The following is a 15,984-nucleotide window of genomic DNA, read 5'->3' as shown; positions in this document are numbered from 1 at the left end:
TAGGAGGGATCAGATACCAGAACCATCAGATTCAGTATCGTTGTCTTCATGCAAACCACATTCGCGCTTAAGACCAAAGAAACGTGTCTCTTCTTCTTTCATCCCCGGCTGCCATTTCTCGGTGGTATGCACATCACCAACCGATAAGTATCCCTGCGCTTTTAATGGGTGGTAAGGCAAATCGTACTGTTTAAGGTACTGATCGATTTGCTCATTACTCCAATCAATTAATGGCAGGAACTTAAAACGACCATTTTGGATAGCAAGTACAGGCAGTGTGGCACGAGAGCTTGATTGTTCACGGCGCAGCCCTGAGAACCACGTTTTTACTTGAAGCTCATCTAACGCACGGCGCATCGGCTCAACTTTATTAAGTCGGTTATATTGCTTAATGCCATCCACACCTTGCAGCCATAATTGACCGTAACGTGCTTCCTGCCATGCCGCACTTTGTTTGGCGCTGTAAACATGCAGGTTGAGATCTAACTGCTTGGTTAAGCTATCAATGAACTGATAGGTTTCTGGGAATAAATAACCTGTATCGGTTAATACCACCGGAATATCTTGTTTTATATTGGTCACCAAATGCAGCATAACAGCCGATTGGATACCAAAGCTTGATGCTAACGCAAACTCACCGTCAAGGTTTTCTAGTGCCCAGCTTACTCGCTGCTCTGCCGTCATCTCCTCCAGCGCGGCATTAATTTCAGCCAGCTGAATAATTTGACTCACTTTAGGCAGCTCAAGTAACTCAGCCAGTTGAAATTTAGCCATAGAAATCCCTCTTCGATACTTTTACTTCTTCAATGATGCCAGCACGAATAGTGAAATCACCAAAATCTTCGCCTTCTTGACGCTCTGTCGACCAACGACTGACTAACCCGTCAATTTCATCCATGATTTGTGCTACGGTAATATTTTCACGGTACATCTTAGGTACACGAGTACCATTACGGTTACCGCCTAAGTGCAGGTTATAACGCCCTGGCGCCTTACCAACGAGACCAATTTCCGCCAACATCGCTCGACCACAACCATTCGGACAGCCTGTCACACGCAAAATGATGTTTTCATCTTTCTCTAAGCCGTGTTTTTCCAAAATGCCTTCAACATCGGTTACAAACTCAGGTAAGAAACGCTCTGCTTCTGCCATTGCTAACGGGCAGGTTGGTAGTGATACACATGCCATTGAGTTTTTACGCTGCTCACTGACACCGTCATCAATCAAACCATGATCACGTGCAATCTTCTCGATCTTCTTTTTGTCTTTCGCTAACACACCAGCAACAATTAAGTTTTGGTTAGCTGTCATACGGAAATCGCCTTTATGCACTTTAGCAATTTCAGCAACACCGGTTTTTAAAGGCTTATTTGGGTAATCAAGTAAACGACCGTTTTCAATAAATAGTGCTAGGTGATGCTTACCGTCGATACCTTCAACCCAACCAATGCGATCACCACGATCCGTGAACTCATATGGGCGACTGTCTTCAAACTTCACACCCGCACGTTTTTCAACTTCCGCTTTAAATACATCACTGCCAACACGATCTAAGGTGTACTTGGTTTTTGCATTCTTACGGTTTGAACGGTTACCCCAATCACGCTGAGTAGTGACAACAGCCGCTGCTACATCTAATGTTTTCTCTAATGGAATAAAACCAAAGTCATCGGCACGACGAGGATAGGTTGAGTGATCACCGTGAGTCATCGCCAAACCACCACCAACTAATACGTTAAAACCCACTAACTTGCCGTTATCGGCAATCGCCACAAAGTTAAGATCGTTAGCATGGACATCAACATCATTCTGCGGCGGGATCACAACCGTGGTTTTAAACTTACGCGGCAGGTAAGTGCTGCCTAAAATAGGCTCTTCATCGGTTGTTTCTAGCTTTTCACCATCTAACCAGATTTCTGCATAAGCGCGTGTTTTTGGTAGCAAATGCTCACTGATCTTTTTCGCCCACTCATAAGCTTCTTGGTGCAGCTCAGATTCCACTGGGTTAGTCGTACATAGCACGTTGCGGTTAACATCACCCGCTGTAGCAATAGAATCAATCCCAATGCTGTTTAGCGTTTGGTGCATCAATTTAATATTCGGCTTTAATACACCGTGAAACTGAAAAGTTTGACGGGTGGTTAAACGAATACTGCCGTAAGAAGTGTGCTCATCAGCAAACTTATCAATCGCTAACCACTGCTTAGGGGTGATAATACCCCCCGGCATACGTGCACGTAACATCACGTTATGCAGTGGCTCTAATTTTTGTTTAGCACGCTCGGCACGGATATCACGGTCATCTTGCTGGTACATACCGTGGAAACGGATCAACTGGAAGTTATCAGCCGTAAAACCACCGGTCATACGATCGCCCAGATCCTGCTCAATAGTCCCGCGAAGAAAATTACTCTCGCGCTTTAGACGTTCGTTATCTGATAATTTTTGATCAGTCATTAGTACACATCCCTTTGATAGCGCTTATCCTTACGCAGATCATTTAGATACTGCTCAGCCTGCTCGCGCGTTTTATTGCCTTGTTGCTCAATCACTGTGATCAGCGCTTGATGAACATCTTTTGCCATTTGGTTAGCATCACCACACACATAGACATGTGCGCCATCTTGTAGCCACTGCCACACTTGTGCAGCTTGCTCTAAAATGCGGTGTTGAACATAGACTTTCTCAGCTTGGTCACGGCTAAATGCCACATCAATTTGCGTCACCACACCATCTTTTAGGTATTTCTGCCATTCAACTTGGTATAAGAAATCTTCAGTGAAAGTGCGGTCGCCAAAGAATAACCAGTTCTTACCTTCTGCATCACGGTTCTCACGCTCTTGAACAAAAGCACGGAATGGCGCAATACCGGTACCCGGACCAATCATGATCACTGGGGTATTATCATCAGCCGGTAGCTTGAAGTTATTGTTAGTTTCAACAAAGACTTTGACTTCACCGCCTTCTTCTAAACGCTGGGCTAAAAAGCTCGATGCGCCGCCTTGGCGTTGTTCTTCACCTTGCGCGTATTCAACTACACCTACTGTTAGGTGTACTTCTTCACCCACTTCTTCTTGGCTTGAAGCGATGGAATATAAACGCGGCGTTAGACGACGGAGTAAGCCTGTTAGTTGCTCTGCGGTTAAAGCTGTTTTCTTCTCACTTAACACATCAATGATTTGTGTTTTCGCAGAGTACTCGCGCAGTTTTTCACGATCAGCCACCAGCTTTTCTAGCTTTTTACTGCCTGAAAGCTCGGCGTATTTAGTCACAAATTGTGGGTTAGAAGCGGTGATTTCGTATTTGCTGATCAATGCTTCACGCAGGCTGATAGATGCGCCATCAACCTCAAGCGTACTATCAGCATCTAAACCGAGCTTGGCGATAATCGCATCTACCAGTTGTGGATCATTGTCATACCACACGCCTAATGCATCACCCGGCTGATAAGTCAGACCTGATTCTTCTAAATCAATTTCAATGTGACGAACATCTTTACCTGAGTTACGTCCAGTGATCTTTTGGCTTACCGATAAGCTGGCCGTAAATGGATTTTGTTTATTATAAGAAGAGACTGCCGCTGGCTTTTGCCCCACAGGCAACTGAACCACTTCAGCTTCACCAGTTGATAAGGTTTCTTTGGTTTTTGCTAACGCTTTTTGACGCCACTCGGCAGCAGACGCTTCATAATCAACGTCACAATCGAGACGCTCAAGCATTGGCTGCGCGCCAAGTTTGCCAAGGTAGCTATCAAAGTCTTTTGCTGTTTGACAGAAGAACTCGTAGCTTGAGTCACCTAAACCAATGACCGCGTATTTCAGCTCTGGTAATTTAGGTGCTTTTTTCGATTGTAAAAACTCATGTAATTCAATCGCATCATCAGGTGCTTCACCTTCACCGTGGGTAGAGGCCACGATGATAACATGCGTTTCTTTCGCTAAGTTTTTACCTTTATAATCGCCCGCAGAGAAAAGTTGCACTGCGATATCTGCCGCTTCTGCTTCTTCTTTTAATGCTTCAGCTACGCCCTTAGCATTACCTGTTTGCGAGGCATAAATGATGGTGAGTTTACCGGCTGGTTTTGCTGCAGCCAGTACATTATTTTGTGCTGCAGGATCTGCAGCCGTTTGCGGTTGGGTTTGGCTTAATCCCCAAAAGTAGCCACTGATCCACGCAAGCTGTTGTGGCGACGATGCTACCGCAGCTTGTTTCAGTTGATCCATTTGTTGATCATTGAGTGGACTGGCTAAAGCCGATAATTCCTTCACTAACATGACACGACGATCCCTATTCATTGCGTACTGTTAGATTAGCCATTTCATTAAATAACAAGAAAGAATAGATAAGAATGTTTTATAACCTTTTTAAAGGTTAATAAAAAAACAAAAGCGAGATAACGGCTATTATCTCGCTTTTATTGGGTAGGTATTTTTACTTATTTTAATACTCGTCAGCGATCCTAACTTGATGAAATCCAACCTCGAATGCTTGTTGTGTTGCACTATCAATATCACTGTAACAGCGTTCACTTCCTGCTCCGTCTGTTAATGGCACTAATCCCCCACGACGATGACGAAATTCAACAATGTAACCGTCACCAATGGAAGGCTCTACCACGGCTTCAACTAACTCTTGGGTAGCATAAAGGTGCTTTAGCTCAGTTAGCGTCATAACCTTACTCCCTATCCTGCTGCCACTTATCTTGGCTCAGTCTAAAAGATCGATTGCTCACATTTAAAAATGGTACAAAATCCTAAAAACAGCCAATAAAAAAACCACGACAGTGTCGTGGTTTTTATTCATTCGTTAGCTTAAGAAGACTTAGAAGTCGACTTCAACACCTGCAAACCAGCCATCTAAATCAACGTCGCCAGTATTTTTCGCTTTATCAAAATCGTAATCCATCATGCGGTAACCACCACGGATGTTTAGATCTGCTGCCACTAAACCAATGGTGTATTTCACACCCGCTTGGCCGTCAAATAGGCGTGTGCCATCAAAGTTACCTGCGTTTGCTTGAGCAAATACAGTTAGTGGCGTTGCTGGAATACCGATCTCTGCATTACCGTATAGCGTTGGCTGCCAATCGCTGAAACGATCATCATTGTTTAGCTTCACGCTACCAAATTTAGAAACTGTTACACCAAGATCTAACGCAACAAGATCGTTATCCAAAATTTCGTAGTACGCCGTTAAATCACTTTGTTCAAATGCAACATTACCCGTGTCGATATTGTTGTAACGAACCATAAAGTTAGGTACTAGTGGGATAAAATGTTCGATTGATGCGTAGTAAGAACCAGATGTGTCATCACTTTTGTTGCCATCAACTTTAGCGTTGGCAAACCATGCATCAGCACCCACTTTAACGCCTAGAAGGGTATCTGCTTGTGCTGGTACAGCTGACGCTAATGCTACTGCTGCTGCAACTGAAAGCATTACTTTTTTCATGCCGAGTCTCCGCTCTTCATCATTAATAATTTTTAAAACGGCGAAACTATACCAGAAACAGTAAAAAAACACTGCTCTTATCTCTTTTGATCATCTTTTTGAGCTGAAGATATCAAAAACAACTATTTATTATTTTATCGGTAGTGTTTTCATCAAAATATCATATCGATAATAACATTAGTGCAATCAGTAACGACGACTACGAGACAAACGTTCTTTGTAATTTTGTACTTCTTTATTATCTCGTACTAACCAAATCACCACCGCAATCAGCAAAATCCAAGGTAATAATTTAATCACTAATCCCAACATGCCGACCACTGCCATAATGGCAAATCCGGCTGCCACTGCGATCATCATGCCTATAATGCTGACACCAGTAAAAACCAACACGAATGCGAAAGTTAGTAAAAATAGAAACTCAAACATCACTTACCCCTTATCCTTAATTTCACCCTCATTACTTTTACATGACTCATTTAGAGCGACAAAAACAAGTAACAGAGAACACGATTAACCTTTGTTACCAATGTATATTGCACAAACCACGCCAACCAAGAGCCAGCATTAATCCCTTTATTTTCATTAAGATATAAAAAAGGCTAACCCAAATGGATCAGCCTTCTACTTATAACTTAGTAAAACTCACTCATTAATAGTGATTTTCACCAACGAGTTACACATCTAAATGCGCTGGGATTTTATCAAGAGCTTGTTGTACCACTTCAATACCCGCTCCCGGTTTGTGTGCATTCTCACTGATGTGGCGACGCCATTGACGTGCACCCGGCATGTTTTGGAATAAACCCAGCATATGGCGCGTGATATGACCTAGATACGAGCCGTTCGCCAATTGCTTTTCAATGTATGGGTACATCGCTTCAACCACTTCACGACGTTTCATCACAGGGCGATCGCTACCGAATAAACGTTGATCTACTTCAGCCATTAAGTATGGGCTTTGGTACGCTTCACGACCTACCATCACACCATCCATATGTTTTAGATGCTCTTCCATTTCTTCAAAGGTTTTAATGCCACCATTGATAGCCATGGTTAAATGAGCAAAATCTTGCTTTAGTTGGTAAACACGAGGGTAATCCAGTGGCGGAATTTCACGGTTTTCTTTCGGGCTTAAACCACTTAACCATGCTTTACGCGCGTGGATAGTAAAGTTATCACAGCCACCTTTTTCTGACACAACATGGATAAAGTCTTTCAAGAACTCGTAAGAATCTTGATCATCAATACCAATACGGGTTTTCACAGTAACAGGAATATCAACCACATCACGCATTGCTGTGACACACTGCGCCACTAGTTCAGCTTCACCCATTAAACATGCACCAAACATACCGTTTTGAACACGATCTGACGGACAACCTACATTTAGGTTAATTTCATCATAGCCACGCTCTTGCGCTAGTTTTGCACAACGCGCCAAATCAATTGGGTTTGAACCACCTAGTTGCAGCGCGACTGGGTGCTCTTCCTCGTTATAAGCAAGAAAATCACCTTTACCATGAATAATTGCACCTGTTGTTACCATTTCGGTGTACAACAATGCTTCTTTACTCATAATACGGTGGAAGTAACGACAGTGGCGGTCGGTCCAATCCAGCATCGGTGCGACAGAAAAACGCTGCATTGGAAAATCGCCTGTAACACTTTGAGTTGACAAGTTATTTTTCATTGTCTCGTCTACAACATTTGTCATTTTTATACCCTGTTTGGATTGGTTTACGTATTAAGTTCAGAACGTTATCCCTATTTACGTATCTACTTCACGATAAGATCGCTCAATAATATAGGACACAATGTAAGGCGTATTCTGAAGAAAGCGGATTCTACCCTAAAACGCCGTAGAGCCAAAGGGGAACCCATATACGAAACACTATCGAATAACGCCCCTAAAACGAAAAGGGCCTTGAACGTAGTCCAAAGCCCTTCACTTACAGTTTCTATTTAAAAGCATGTTGCTGTTATTTTGTCATATTCTCGCTTTTATACATGTCAGCAAATACTGGCTTATATAACGCAACGAACTTGTTCATAAAACATGTCATGTTAGATCTCCAATAAATAATGTATGCATTCACGAATATTGTTAGCTCATCTTATGACGTCGCTACCGTAAACGGGGATTTTAAAAGCTAGCTTCGCACAGCATCAGGTTATTTTTATTATTTTCTAATTGATGCTACGTCATTATTACAATGAGGATAACAGTATTGATTAAAAGAAAAATTTATTACCTTTAGAGGATAAATTACTTATCAGCTGCTGATAGTAGCTTCTCAGCAAACGTCATTTTTGTATTCGCTGTTGTGATCACAATACCTGAGTGTGATTTATCTGCTGTACCATTTACAGCATAGTGGCATGCTGATGTCGCTGTATTTTGTGGTGCATCAAATTGTACGTTACCTGTAAATGCGCCATCTTTTGCAGAAGCTGTAAAAGAAGTAGCAATAATAGCGGCTGTCAGTGTTGCTTTGATCATGGTGTTCATTGGTAAACCTTCTAATTTATAATTATGAATAAACGCATCTCACGTTTCGATGGCGCTATATTAACAATTACCCAAAAACACACAATACAACCAAAACACAAAAGATTATTACCACAGAGTAACAGTTAATTTTTATCACTCAATGACTCACTGACAAAAAATAACGAACAGAAGTAAAACAAGTCTAAAAGGAATATTTCGAGTCATCGCAATCACTAATGTAATAACCTCCCCTTTAGTTATTCTTATTTCTCCCGTTCCGTGATCATCAACACGAAATCTTACTGCTTATTACAGCTTCATCACTAAGTTACGGTAAGTTTCAGGGTGGCTGTGATAAAATAAGAACGTTATTGTTGTTTTTTTGAGGTTCTATGGCGGATCAAGCCCAACTATTAGCCAAAGCACAACAGCTCTGTGAAGAACGAGGTGTTAGGCTGACGCCACAACGTTTAAAAGTGTTAGCGTTGATCATTGAGCACCACAGTTCTGTTAGTGCTTATGAATTACTCGATCTCCTTAAGATCTCTGAACCACAGGCAAAACCACCAACAATTTATCGTGCTTTAGATTTTCTCTTAGCACAGGGCTTTATTCACAAAGTCGAGTCTACCAACAGCTATATTGCATGTTGTGTTCTCGGCCATGCCGATCACTGCTCACAACTGTTAATTTGTGATGAATGTGGTTGTGTAGAAGAATGTCATGACGATGAACTCGCAAAACTACTTCGTCAAAAATCAGAAAAATTTGGCTTTAAGATCAATCATCACGTTGTTGAGAGCCATGGTGTTTGTGAGAAGTGCCAAACCAAGTAAACCAGTCATTTAACCTTAACTAACAGTCTAAAGATTATTATGCGCGCAGAGTTTATTAACCCTTTTCTTGCTTCACTGATCAATGTGCTCAATACCATGGCATCAATGCCGATGACACCGCAAAAGCCAAGATTAAAGAAAGATGAAATTGCCCGTGGTGATGTCTCCGGATTAATTGGCATGATTGGTCCAAAAACCAAAGGCTCTATGTCGATCACCTTTGAACAGGAATTAGCCCTTGAGATCATGCAACGCATGCTTGGTGAGCGTCCTGCTGGTATCAATGAAGATGTCACCGATATGGTGGGTGAAATTACTAATATGGTGACAGGTGGCGCTAAACGTACACTCGCTGAAAGTGGCTATGATTTTGATATGGCAACGCCAGCGGTTGTATCCGGTAAAGGGCATACCATTACCCATAAGTGCGACAACGCAATTATTTTAATGCCGTTTGATTCTAAATATGGCAAAGCTTATATCGAAATTTGCTTCGACTGATTTTTCGCTCTCACTGCATTACTCTGCTGCACAATTCACTAACGACTGGTTGATTGTGCTTATCCTGCCTATGTCTTTATTTATTAAGCACTTTATTAATACCCTAATTCTTAAATAAAAGACTACTCATCACCTTTAATTCGGTCTAGACTAGATACCGTCATACGCACCTTGTCACCTATTGATAAGCGATGACTGCATATTATTTGTCTAAAAGGGAAAGACGTACATGAGTAAACTGACTGGAACCGTAAAATGGTTCAACGATGACAAAGGCTTTGGTTTCATTTCTGGCGCGGATGGTAAAGATGTGTTTGTACACTTCAGTGCGATCCAAGCTCAGGGACGCCGAACCTTACGCGAAGGCCAAAGTGTTGAGTTTATCGTGACTGATGGTCAGAAAGGTCCACAAGCTAGCGAAGTTGTTGCACTGTAATAGCCATTGCTAAGATGATAAAAAAACGCCGCAAATTAGCGGCGTTTTTATTTATCAGTTCATTAACTTAGGCTTATGCGCGCCATTGTTTGAATGCATTGATCAAACCATTTGTTGAGCTGTCGTGGCTTGCAATAGTTTCAGCGTTGTTTAGCTCAGGCAAGATTTGGTTTGCTAACTGCTTACCAAGTTCTACGCCCCACTGATCGAAGCTGAAGATGTTCCAAATCACACCTTGAGTGAAGATCTTGTGCTCGTATAGTGCAATCAACGCACCTAATGTGTAAGGTGTAATTTCTTTCACTAAGATTGAGTTTGTTGGACGGTTACCTTCAAACACTTTAAATTCAACCAGATCTTTCACATCTTCTAGTGACTTACCTGCGGCAATAAATTCAGCTTCAACTTGCTCTCGGCTCTTACCAAATGCTAATGCTTCTGTTTGTGCGAAGAAGTTAGCCATTAGTTTTGGATGGTGATCACCCAGTGGATTGTGGCTAATTGCAGGTGCAATAAAGTCACATGGGATCAGTTTTGTACCTTGGTGAATTAGCTGGTAGAACGCGTGCTGACCGTTTGTACCAGGCTCACCCCAGATGATTGGGCCTGTTTGGTAATCTACAGGGTTACCACCACGGTCAACATATTTACCGTTTGATTCCATGTTACCTTGCTGGAAGTATGCTGCAAAACGGTGCATGTATTGGTCGTACGGTAGGATCGCTTCTGTTTCCGCACCGTGGAAGTTGTTGTACCAAATACCGATAAGCGCAAGGATCACAGGTAGTTTTTGCTCTAGTGGTGCTTCTGCGAAATGCTTATCCATCGCATGACCACCGTCTAGTAGCGCAACGAAGTTATCAAAACCTACAGCTAGACAAATTGATAGGCCGATTGCTGACCATAGTGAGTAACGACCGCCAACCCAGTCCCAGAACTCGAACATGTTGTCAGTATCGATACCAAATTCAGCGACTGCTTCGCCATTAGTTGAAAGCGCAGCAAAATGCTTAGCAACGTGGGCTTTATCTTCAGCTTTTGCTAGGAACCAATCACGAGCAGATAATGCATTAGTCATGGTCTCTTGCGTTGTGAAGGTTTTAGATGCGATTAGGAATAGCGTTGTTTCTGGATTGAGATCTTTTAGCGTTTCAGCAATGTGTGTGCCGTCAACGTTAGATACAAAGTGCATGTTTAGGCGAGTTTTGTAAGCGCCTAGTGCTTCAGACACCATGTAAGGGCCAAGATCTGAACCACCGATACCGATATTAACGATATCTGTAATTTCTTTACCTGTGTAACCTTTCCACTCACCGCTAATGATACGCTCTGAGAAAGACTTCATCTTCTCAAGTACCGCATTAACAGCTGGCATTACATCTTCACCATCAACCATGATTGGCGTATTGCTACGGTTACGCAATGCTACGTGAAGTACTGCGCGATCTTCTGTGCGGTTAATTTTCGCACCACTGAACATATCAGCAATCGCAGCATCTAGCTCAGTCTCTTTAGCAAGCGCAAATAGCTTAGTTAGGGTTTCTTCAGTGATCAGGTTTTTCGAGTAATCGACTAGGATATCTGAGCCAAATTGCGCAGAAAACTTAGAGAAGCGCGCATTATCATTGGCGAATAAGTCGCTAAGTTGGAAATCTTGAGCTTGTTCAAAGTGTGCGGTTAGATCTTGCCACGCTTGGGTTTGCGTTGGGTTGATGTTCTTCAACATAAAAATATCCTAATTTTGTTATGTTCATCTTCCGCTCTCATAGTGTTCCTGCGAAAGATCCCCGATTTATGCTCGTTAGCCTATGATAAAGGCTTCTTTATAATTTTTTGATCACTCGTGATAATGCGACGAAAGGCATTGTTCGTCATTGCGTTCAATCACGAAAACTTGAATGCATCATACCTGTATTTCGCATCAATGTAATAATGCGAATAACTAATTAAACTAAAAGGTTAAACCTATAGGTAAATAGCCATGTGGTATCAAAAAACAATTAATCTTACTCCTCAAAAGCGTGGTTTTCACCTGATCACTGACGAAATAGAGCAACATTTAACTGAGATCCGACCTTTAACGGTAGGATTGGTGCATTGTTTCATTCAACACACCTCAGCTAGCCTGAGCATAAACGAAAATGCTGATCCGACGGTTCGTTACGATATGGAGCAACACTTTAACCGTTTTGTGCCAGAGCGCGCTCCCTATTACCAACATACTTATGAAGGCGATGATGACATGCCAGCGCATATCAAAAGCTCATTGCTTGGTAACAGTATTTCTATTCCTATTTCACAAGGGCGCTTAGCTCTAGGAACATGGCAAGGTATTTACTTAGGTGAGCACCGTGATCATGGCGGTGCTCGCCGTGTCGTGATCACTATTCAAGGTGAATAAAAACACAAAAGCGCAGCTTATCTTCATCAATAAGCTGCGCTTTCTATTCATTAAAACGGTTGGTTAACCATTACTCTGAAGATACTTTCTTCATTGCCCCACGCCATTTCAGTTCGTACCACGACCCCTTCAACTTGGAATCGCACCGCACCACCTGCACTCCATTTCATGCTCGAGTGCAGCTCAGATAAGTTATAACTGTCAGCCACTCGCCCTACATCAGCAAATGCGACCCACTGCCACCAAGGCACGTCGTACCAATTAAACACAGGCCAATCACCTAGAGGTTGCCATTCAGGCATCACTCGATATTCTGCGCTGTAGCTAATGGCAGAACGTCCAACAAAGCGTCCAGTTTGATAGCTACGCAAGCGATATAAACCGCCTAGCTTTACCCCTGCATATTCAGGCGGGCGGTGATAACCATGCTCAGCATCAGTGTTATTCCAACTAGGGGTATCTGCGGTATAAACGTTAAATGCAAATACTTGCTGATCAAACAAGTCACCTAGCTTGCCTAAATTCCAGTACCAACTTTGGTTAAGCTCCCACTTCCACCAGCTTGTTTGATCGGAAGTATCTGGCGCATAAGTGAGTTTAAACTGAGTTTTACTCCCTTGTGTCGGATTAGCACTGCGATCTTGGTTATTCCACTCAAAACGGGTTTCTAAGCCCCAAACACTATCGTTAGCGGCAAAATCAGAAGGAGGAAGTTGAGTGTTATTTGCAAACTTACGTGCTTGATAGAACGGACGAAAATCTATCGATGAAACGCCACTTTCCCAAGGCGTGTGCCCAGTGAGTTTACGTGATGGGTACAGTGCCGCTTTAATTGGATCATGCTTAGCTTGCCCGATAGGTAAAATATAACGGGCACTTAATTGATGCAGTGCTTCTTGCGCATCGGCAATGATCATTTCGTCTGCACGGGAGTTATTCTGTGCTGCTTTACCAACGTAGTAATTAAAATCTTTATAATCACCACTGTAGAGCTCTGCGCCAAATAACCAACGGCTATCCGGTGATAGAGCATAATTGTAAGCACCTAAATAGGTCATCCAAGTGCCTTTATCTGTCACCAGTCCTGCACCTAATAATGATGCTTGAGGTTGCCCTGCTTTTTTTACAACGCCAGCAACACCTGCAGAAAGCCCCATACTATCGGTGGAAAACATAAACGGCACTGCTGCAATATCAGAATCCGATGTTTCTGACTTAGGCGATGCATGAATATCTACTTGTTCATTTTCAGCATGAATGTCCGCTGAAACCAACAAAGCCGCGGCAATTGCCACGGCTTTTATTTTTATTTCTTCCATTAAAACAAATCGTCCAACGCTGAGTTGTTATGTGTATGCCATCGCAACTCGTGGGGTTAATTTTGTAATAAGCTCATAAGCAATGGTGCCAATGTGCTCTGCAACGATTTCAGCAGGTAACCCTTCACCCCATAAAATGGCAGTATCACCGACTTTATCTTGCGCATCAGGGCCTAAATCTACCGTTAGCATATCCATAGAAACACGACCTGCCATTGGTACAATACGACCATTAACCAGAACGGGTGTGCCATTGGGTGCTGAACGTGGGTAGCCATCACCGTAACCAATCGCAATCACACCCATTTTAGTGTCTCGCTCACTGGTCCAGATACCACCGTAACCGACTTTTTCCCCTTTCTTCACATCGCGTACCGCAATGATACTTGAGGTCAATGTCATTACTGGTTTTAAATTATAAGCCGATGCATAACGCTCAGGCTCATTAAAAGGTGACACACCGTACATGATGATCCCTGGGCGGATCCATTCAAGTTGGCTATCAGGCCATGCCAGAATACCCGCAGATGCCGCTAGCGACCGTTCACCTTGGTAATCTTTAGTTAAGTTTAAGAAGGTGTCTAACTGCTGCAATGTAATGTCTGAGCTTAAATCGTCAGCATTGCCAAAGTGGCTAATAAAACGTAGCGGTTTTGCAACATTTTCACAGGTATTTAAGCGCGCCATAAAATCAGTTAGATCTTCAGGACGCACACCTAAACGGTGCATACCAGTATCAATTTTTACCCATACTTTCACTTGACTATCAAGCTCGGCTTGCTCTAATGCTTCCAATTGCTCAATGGAGTGCACCACAGTATGAATATTATTGGTCACTAAGACTGGCAAATCACTTGGTGCGTAGAAACCTTCTAATAACAAGATAGGTTTTACCACACCACCTGCACGTAACATTAAGGCTTCCTCTATACGTGCAACACCATAGGCATCAACATTAGTCAGGCTTTGGGCTACTCGCAGTAGTCCATGTCCATAAGCGTTTGCTTTAACGACCGCTAAAATTTTACTGTTCGGTGCTTGTTGACGGATCTGGCTCAGGTTATGAGCCAAAGCGTCGGTATCTATATGCGCGGTTGCAGCTTTCATCCAAAATCCTAAATAATATTCTAACGCTTACTCTTCGTCGTAAGCTGGGCCAGCATAGTTATCAAAGCGAGAGAACTGGCCCTGGAAGGTCAAACGCACGGTACCGATAGGACCATTACGTTGCTTACCTAAAATAATTTCAGCGATCCCTTTTAGGGCACTGTCTTCGTGATAAACCTCATCACGATAAATAAACATGATTAAGTCGGCATCCTGCTCGATCGCACCAGATTCACGCAAGTCTGAGTTAACAGGGCGTTTATCAGCACGTTGCTCCAACGATCGGTTAAGCTGCGATAGCGCAACAACCGGGACGTTTAATTCTTTCGCAAGAGCTTTTAATGAGCGAGAGATCTCGGCAATCTCTAAAGTACGGTTATCTTGCAGACCCGGCACACGCATAAGCTGAAGGTAGTCGATCATAATAAGACTTAAACCACCATTATCACGGGCAATACGACGTGCACGAGAGCGAACTTCCGTCGGTGTCAGACCAGAACTATCATCAATGTACATATTCTTCTTCTCCATCAGAATACCCATTGTTGATGAAATACGTGCCCAGTCTTCATCATCTAATTGACCGGTACGAATTTTAGTTTGGTCGACGCGTGATAGTGACGCTAACATACGCATCATGATCTGCTCTGCGGGCATCTCTAATGAGAAGATAAGCACTGGCTTTTCTTGCTCCATCGCCGCGTTTTCACACAGGTTCATCGCAAAAGTGGTTTTACCCATTGATGGACGCGCCGCCACAATGATTAAATCTGAACCTTGCAAGCCTGCGGTTTTCTTATTCAGATCAGTAAAGCCTGTAGATACACCGGTGACACCATCTTGTGGTGATTGGTATAAGATCTCGATACGCTCTAACGTCTTTTCCAAGATCGTATCAACGTTTTGCGGACCTTCTTTATCGTTAGTACGTTGTTCCGCAATCGCAAAAACTTTACTCTCCGCCATATCCAGCAAGTCTTCACTGGTGCGGCCTTGAGGATCATAACCAGCATCTGCAATCTCGTTCGCTACCCCAATCATGTCACGAATAAGTGCACGTTCACGCACAATATCAGCATAGGCTAAGATATTTGCCGCAGACGGAGTATTTTTCGCAAGCTCAGCTAAATAAGCAAAACCACCGACATCATCAAGGGTGCTAGATTGCTCAAGGTGCTCAGATAAGGTGATTAAATCTAGCGGTTGGCCGGCTTCTAATAGTGCCGCCGTAGCCTGAAAGATAATCCGGTGTGGACGACTGTAGAAATCATTAGCCACCACTTTTTCAGCGACCATGTCCCACTTTTCGTTATCCAACATCAAACCACCAAGAACAGATTGCTCAGCCTCTAGTGAATGAGGCGGCATCTTAATGGCGTCCATTTGGTTATCTTTAGGTTTTTTCGGTTTACTATTATCTGCCATAGAAATTGCGCAT

Annotated in this window: 16 protein-coding genes; 4 read left to right on the top strand and 12 right to left on the bottom strand. The window is 42.9% G+C overall.

The window, feature by feature from the left end; all coding sequences use genetic code 11:
• Positions 1-9: 9 nt before the first annotated feature.
• From E5A76_RS04345 to E5A76_RS04310, 8 genes are all read right to left on the bottom strand, one after another.
• Complete coding sequence (locus E5A76_RS04345; RefSeq protein ID WP_161118198.1) at positions 10-774, bottom strand: phosphoadenylyl-sulfate reductase; 765 nt, start codon at positions 772-774, stop codon at positions 10-12.
• Complete coding sequence (cysI, locus tag E5A76_RS04340; protein ID WP_053986417.1) at positions 767-2,458, bottom strand: assimilatory sulfite reductase (NADPH) hemoprotein subunit; 1,692 nt, start codon at positions 2,456-2,458, stop codon at positions 767-769. The genes E5A76_RS04345 and cysI overlap by 8 nt, the downstream gene beginning before the upstream one ends.
• Complete coding sequence (locus E5A76_RS04335; RefSeq protein WP_161118197.1) at positions 2,458-4,275, bottom strand: assimilatory sulfite reductase (NADPH) flavoprotein subunit; 1,818 nt, start codon at positions 4,273-4,275, stop codon at positions 2,458-2,460. The genes cysI and E5A76_RS04335 overlap by 1 nt, the downstream gene beginning before the upstream one ends.
• A gap of 166 nt (positions 4,276-4,441) precedes the next feature.
• A complete protein-coding gene (locus E5A76_RS04330) occupies positions 4,442-4,672 on the bottom strand; it encodes a hypothetical protein (RefSeq protein WP_008986115.1) in 231 nt (76 codons plus the stop codon).
• A gap of 150 nt (positions 4,673-4,822) precedes the next feature.
• Positions 4,823-5,452 carry a TIGR04219 family outer membrane beta-barrel protein gene (locus E5A76_RS04325; protein ID WP_023932176.1) on the bottom strand — a complete coding sequence of 210 codons (630 nt, stop codon included), beginning with the start codon at positions 5,450-5,452 and terminating at the stop codon, positions 4,823-4,825.
• Positions 5,453-5,638: 186 nt separating this feature from the next.
• Positions 5,639-5,881 carry an envelope stress response protein PspG gene (gene pspG / locus E5A76_RS04320; RefSeq protein WP_053986419.1) on the bottom strand — a complete coding sequence of 81 codons (243 nt, stop codon included), beginning with the start codon at positions 5,879-5,881 and terminating at the stop codon, positions 5,639-5,641.
• A 247-nt stretch (positions 5,882-6,128) separates the two neighbouring features.
• On the bottom strand, positions 6,129-7,145 hold the full coding sequence (dusA, locus tag E5A76_RS04315; protein ID WP_053986440.1) for a tRNA dihydrouridine(20/20a) synthase DusA: 1,017 nt from the start codon (positions 7,143-7,145) through the stop codon (positions 6,129-6,131).
• A gap of 576 nt (positions 7,146-7,721) precedes the next feature.
• On the bottom strand, positions 7,722-7,964 hold the full coding sequence (locus E5A76_RS04310; protein WP_008986111.1) for a hypothetical protein: 243 nt from the start codon (positions 7,962-7,964) through the stop codon (positions 7,722-7,724).
• 374 nt (positions 7,965-8,338) lie between these two features.
• Here E5A76_RS04310 and zur point away from each other — a divergent pair, with 374 nt between their 5' ends.
• From zur to E5A76_RS04295, 3 genes are all read left to right on the top strand, one after another.
• Positions 8,339-8,782, top strand: a complete 444-nt coding sequence (zur, locus tag E5A76_RS04305; protein WP_008986110.1) for a zinc uptake transcriptional repressor Zur — start codon at positions 8,339-8,341, stop codon at positions 8,780-8,782.
• Between the two features lie 39 nt (positions 8,783-8,821).
• Positions 8,822-9,283 carry a chemotaxis protein CheX gene (locus tag E5A76_RS04300; protein ID WP_053986422.1) on the top strand — a complete coding sequence of 154 codons (462 nt, stop codon included), beginning with the start codon at positions 8,822-8,824 and terminating at the stop codon, positions 9,281-9,283.
• A 229-nt stretch (positions 9,284-9,512) separates the two neighbouring features.
• A complete protein-coding gene (locus E5A76_RS04295) occupies positions 9,513-9,719 on the top strand; it encodes a cold-shock protein (protein WP_008986108.1) in 207 nt (68 codons plus the stop codon).
• A 73-nt stretch (positions 9,720-9,792) separates the two neighbouring features.
• Here the strand turns inward: E5A76_RS04295 and pgi are convergent, their stop codons facing one another.
• Positions 9,793-11,445, bottom strand: a complete 1,653-nt coding sequence (gene pgi, locus E5A76_RS04290; protein WP_045070643.1) for a glucose-6-phosphate isomerase — start codon at positions 11,443-11,445, stop codon at positions 9,793-9,795.
• Positions 11,446-11,700: 255 nt separating this feature from the next.
• On the opposite strand from pgi, the gene E5A76_RS04285 reads away from it, so the two are divergent.
• Positions 11,701-12,120 (top strand): secondary thiamine-phosphate synthase enzyme YjbQ, encoded by a 420-nt coding sequence (locus E5A76_RS04285; RefSeq protein WP_161118196.1) that lies wholly within the window; start codon positions 11,701-11,703, stop codon positions 12,118-12,120.
• A 50-nt stretch (positions 12,121-12,170) separates the two neighbouring features.
• Here E5A76_RS04285 and E5A76_RS04280 read toward each other — a convergent pair whose 3' ends face one another.
• The 3 genes from E5A76_RS04280 to E5A76_RS04270 are packed head-to-tail and all read right to left on the bottom strand — an operon-like array spanning position 12,171 to position 15,971.
• Positions 12,171-13,439: a BamA/TamA family outer membrane protein gene (locus tag E5A76_RS04280; RefSeq protein ID WP_161118195.1), complete on the bottom strand. Its 1,269-nt coding sequence runs from the start codon at positions 13,437-13,439 to the stop codon at positions 12,171-12,173.
• A gap of 27 nt (positions 13,440-13,466) precedes the next feature.
• On the bottom strand, positions 13,467-14,546 hold the full coding sequence (gene alr / locus E5A76_RS04275; protein WP_161118194.1) for an alanine racemase: 1,080 nt from the start codon (positions 14,544-14,546) through the stop codon (positions 13,467-13,469).
• 27 nt (positions 14,547-14,573) lie between these two features.
• On the bottom strand, positions 14,574-15,971 hold the full coding sequence (locus E5A76_RS04270) for a replicative DNA helicase (RefSeq protein WP_008986103.1): 1,398 nt from the start codon (positions 15,969-15,971) through the stop codon (positions 14,574-14,576).
• Positions 15,972-15,984 lie beyond the last annotated feature (13 nt).

This window comes from Photobacterium lucens (genome assembly GCF_009873615.1).
GTDB lineage: Bacteria > Pseudomonadota > Gammaproteobacteria > Enterobacterales > Vibrionaceae > Photobacterium > Photobacterium lucens.
The sequence above is the reverse complement of the archived record's forward strand: the minus strand, read 5'-3'. Positions and strand labels throughout refer to the sequence as shown.

Bases quoted from the DNA above. Each gene is read 5' to 3' on its own strand.
- E5A76_RS04280 (WP_161118195.1), bottom strand. From the start codon at position 13,439: ATGGAAGAAATAAAAATAAAAGCCGTGGCAATTGCCGCGGCTTTGTTG.
- E5A76_RS04335 (WP_161118197.1), bottom strand. From the start codon at position 4,275: ATGTTAGTGAAGGAATTATCGGCTTTAGCCAGTCCACTCAATGATCAA.
- cysI (WP_053986417.1), bottom strand. From the start codon at position 2,458: ATGACTGATCAAAAATTATCAGATAACGAACGTCTAAAGCGCGAGAGT.
- E5A76_RS04300 (WP_053986422.1), top strand. From the start codon at position 8,822: ATGCGCGCAGAGTTTATTAACCCTTTTCTTGCTTCACTGATCAATGTG.
- E5A76_RS04345 (WP_161118198.1), bottom strand. From the start codon at position 774: ATGGCTAAATTTCAACTGGCTGAGTTACTTGAGCTGCCTAAAGTGAGT.
- zur (WP_008986110.1), top strand. From the start codon at position 8,339: ATGGCGGATCAAGCCCAACTATTAGCCAAAGCACAACAGCTCTGTGAA.
- pgi (WP_045070643.1), bottom strand. From the start codon at position 11,445: ATGTTGAAGAACATCAACCCAACGCAAACCCAAGCGTGGCAAGATCTA.
- E5A76_RS04270 (WP_008986103.1), bottom strand. From the start codon at position 15,971: ATGGCAGATAATAGTAAACCGAAAAAACCTAAAGATAACCAAATGGAC.
- dusA (WP_053986440.1), bottom strand. From the start codon at position 7,145: ATGAAAAATAACTTGTCAACTCAAAGTGTTACAGGCGATTTTCCAATG.
- E5A76_RS04310 (WP_008986111.1), bottom strand. From the start codon at position 7,964: ATGAACACCATGATCAAAGCAACACTGACAGCCGCTATTATTGCTACT.
- pspG (WP_053986419.1), bottom strand. From the start codon at position 5,881: ATGTTTGAGTTTCTATTTTTACTAACTTTCGCATTCGTGTTGGTTTTT.
- E5A76_RS04285 (WP_161118196.1), top strand. From the start codon at position 11,701: ATGTGGTATCAAAAAACAATTAATCTTACTCCTCAAAAGCGTGGTTTT.
- alr (WP_161118194.1), bottom strand. From the start codon at position 14,546: ATGAAAGCTGCAACCGCGCATATAGATACCGACGCTTTGGCTCATAAC.
- E5A76_RS04325 (WP_023932176.1), bottom strand. From the start codon at position 5,452: ATGAAAAAAGTAATGCTTTCAGTTGCAGCAGCAGTAGCATTAGCGTCA.
- E5A76_RS04295 (WP_008986108.1), top strand. From the start codon at position 9,513: ATGAGTAAACTGACTGGAACCGTAAAATGGTTCAACGATGACAAAGGC.
- E5A76_RS04330 (WP_008986115.1), bottom strand. From the start codon at position 4,672: ATGACGCTAACTGAGCTAAAGCACCTTTATGCTACCCAAGAGTTAGTT.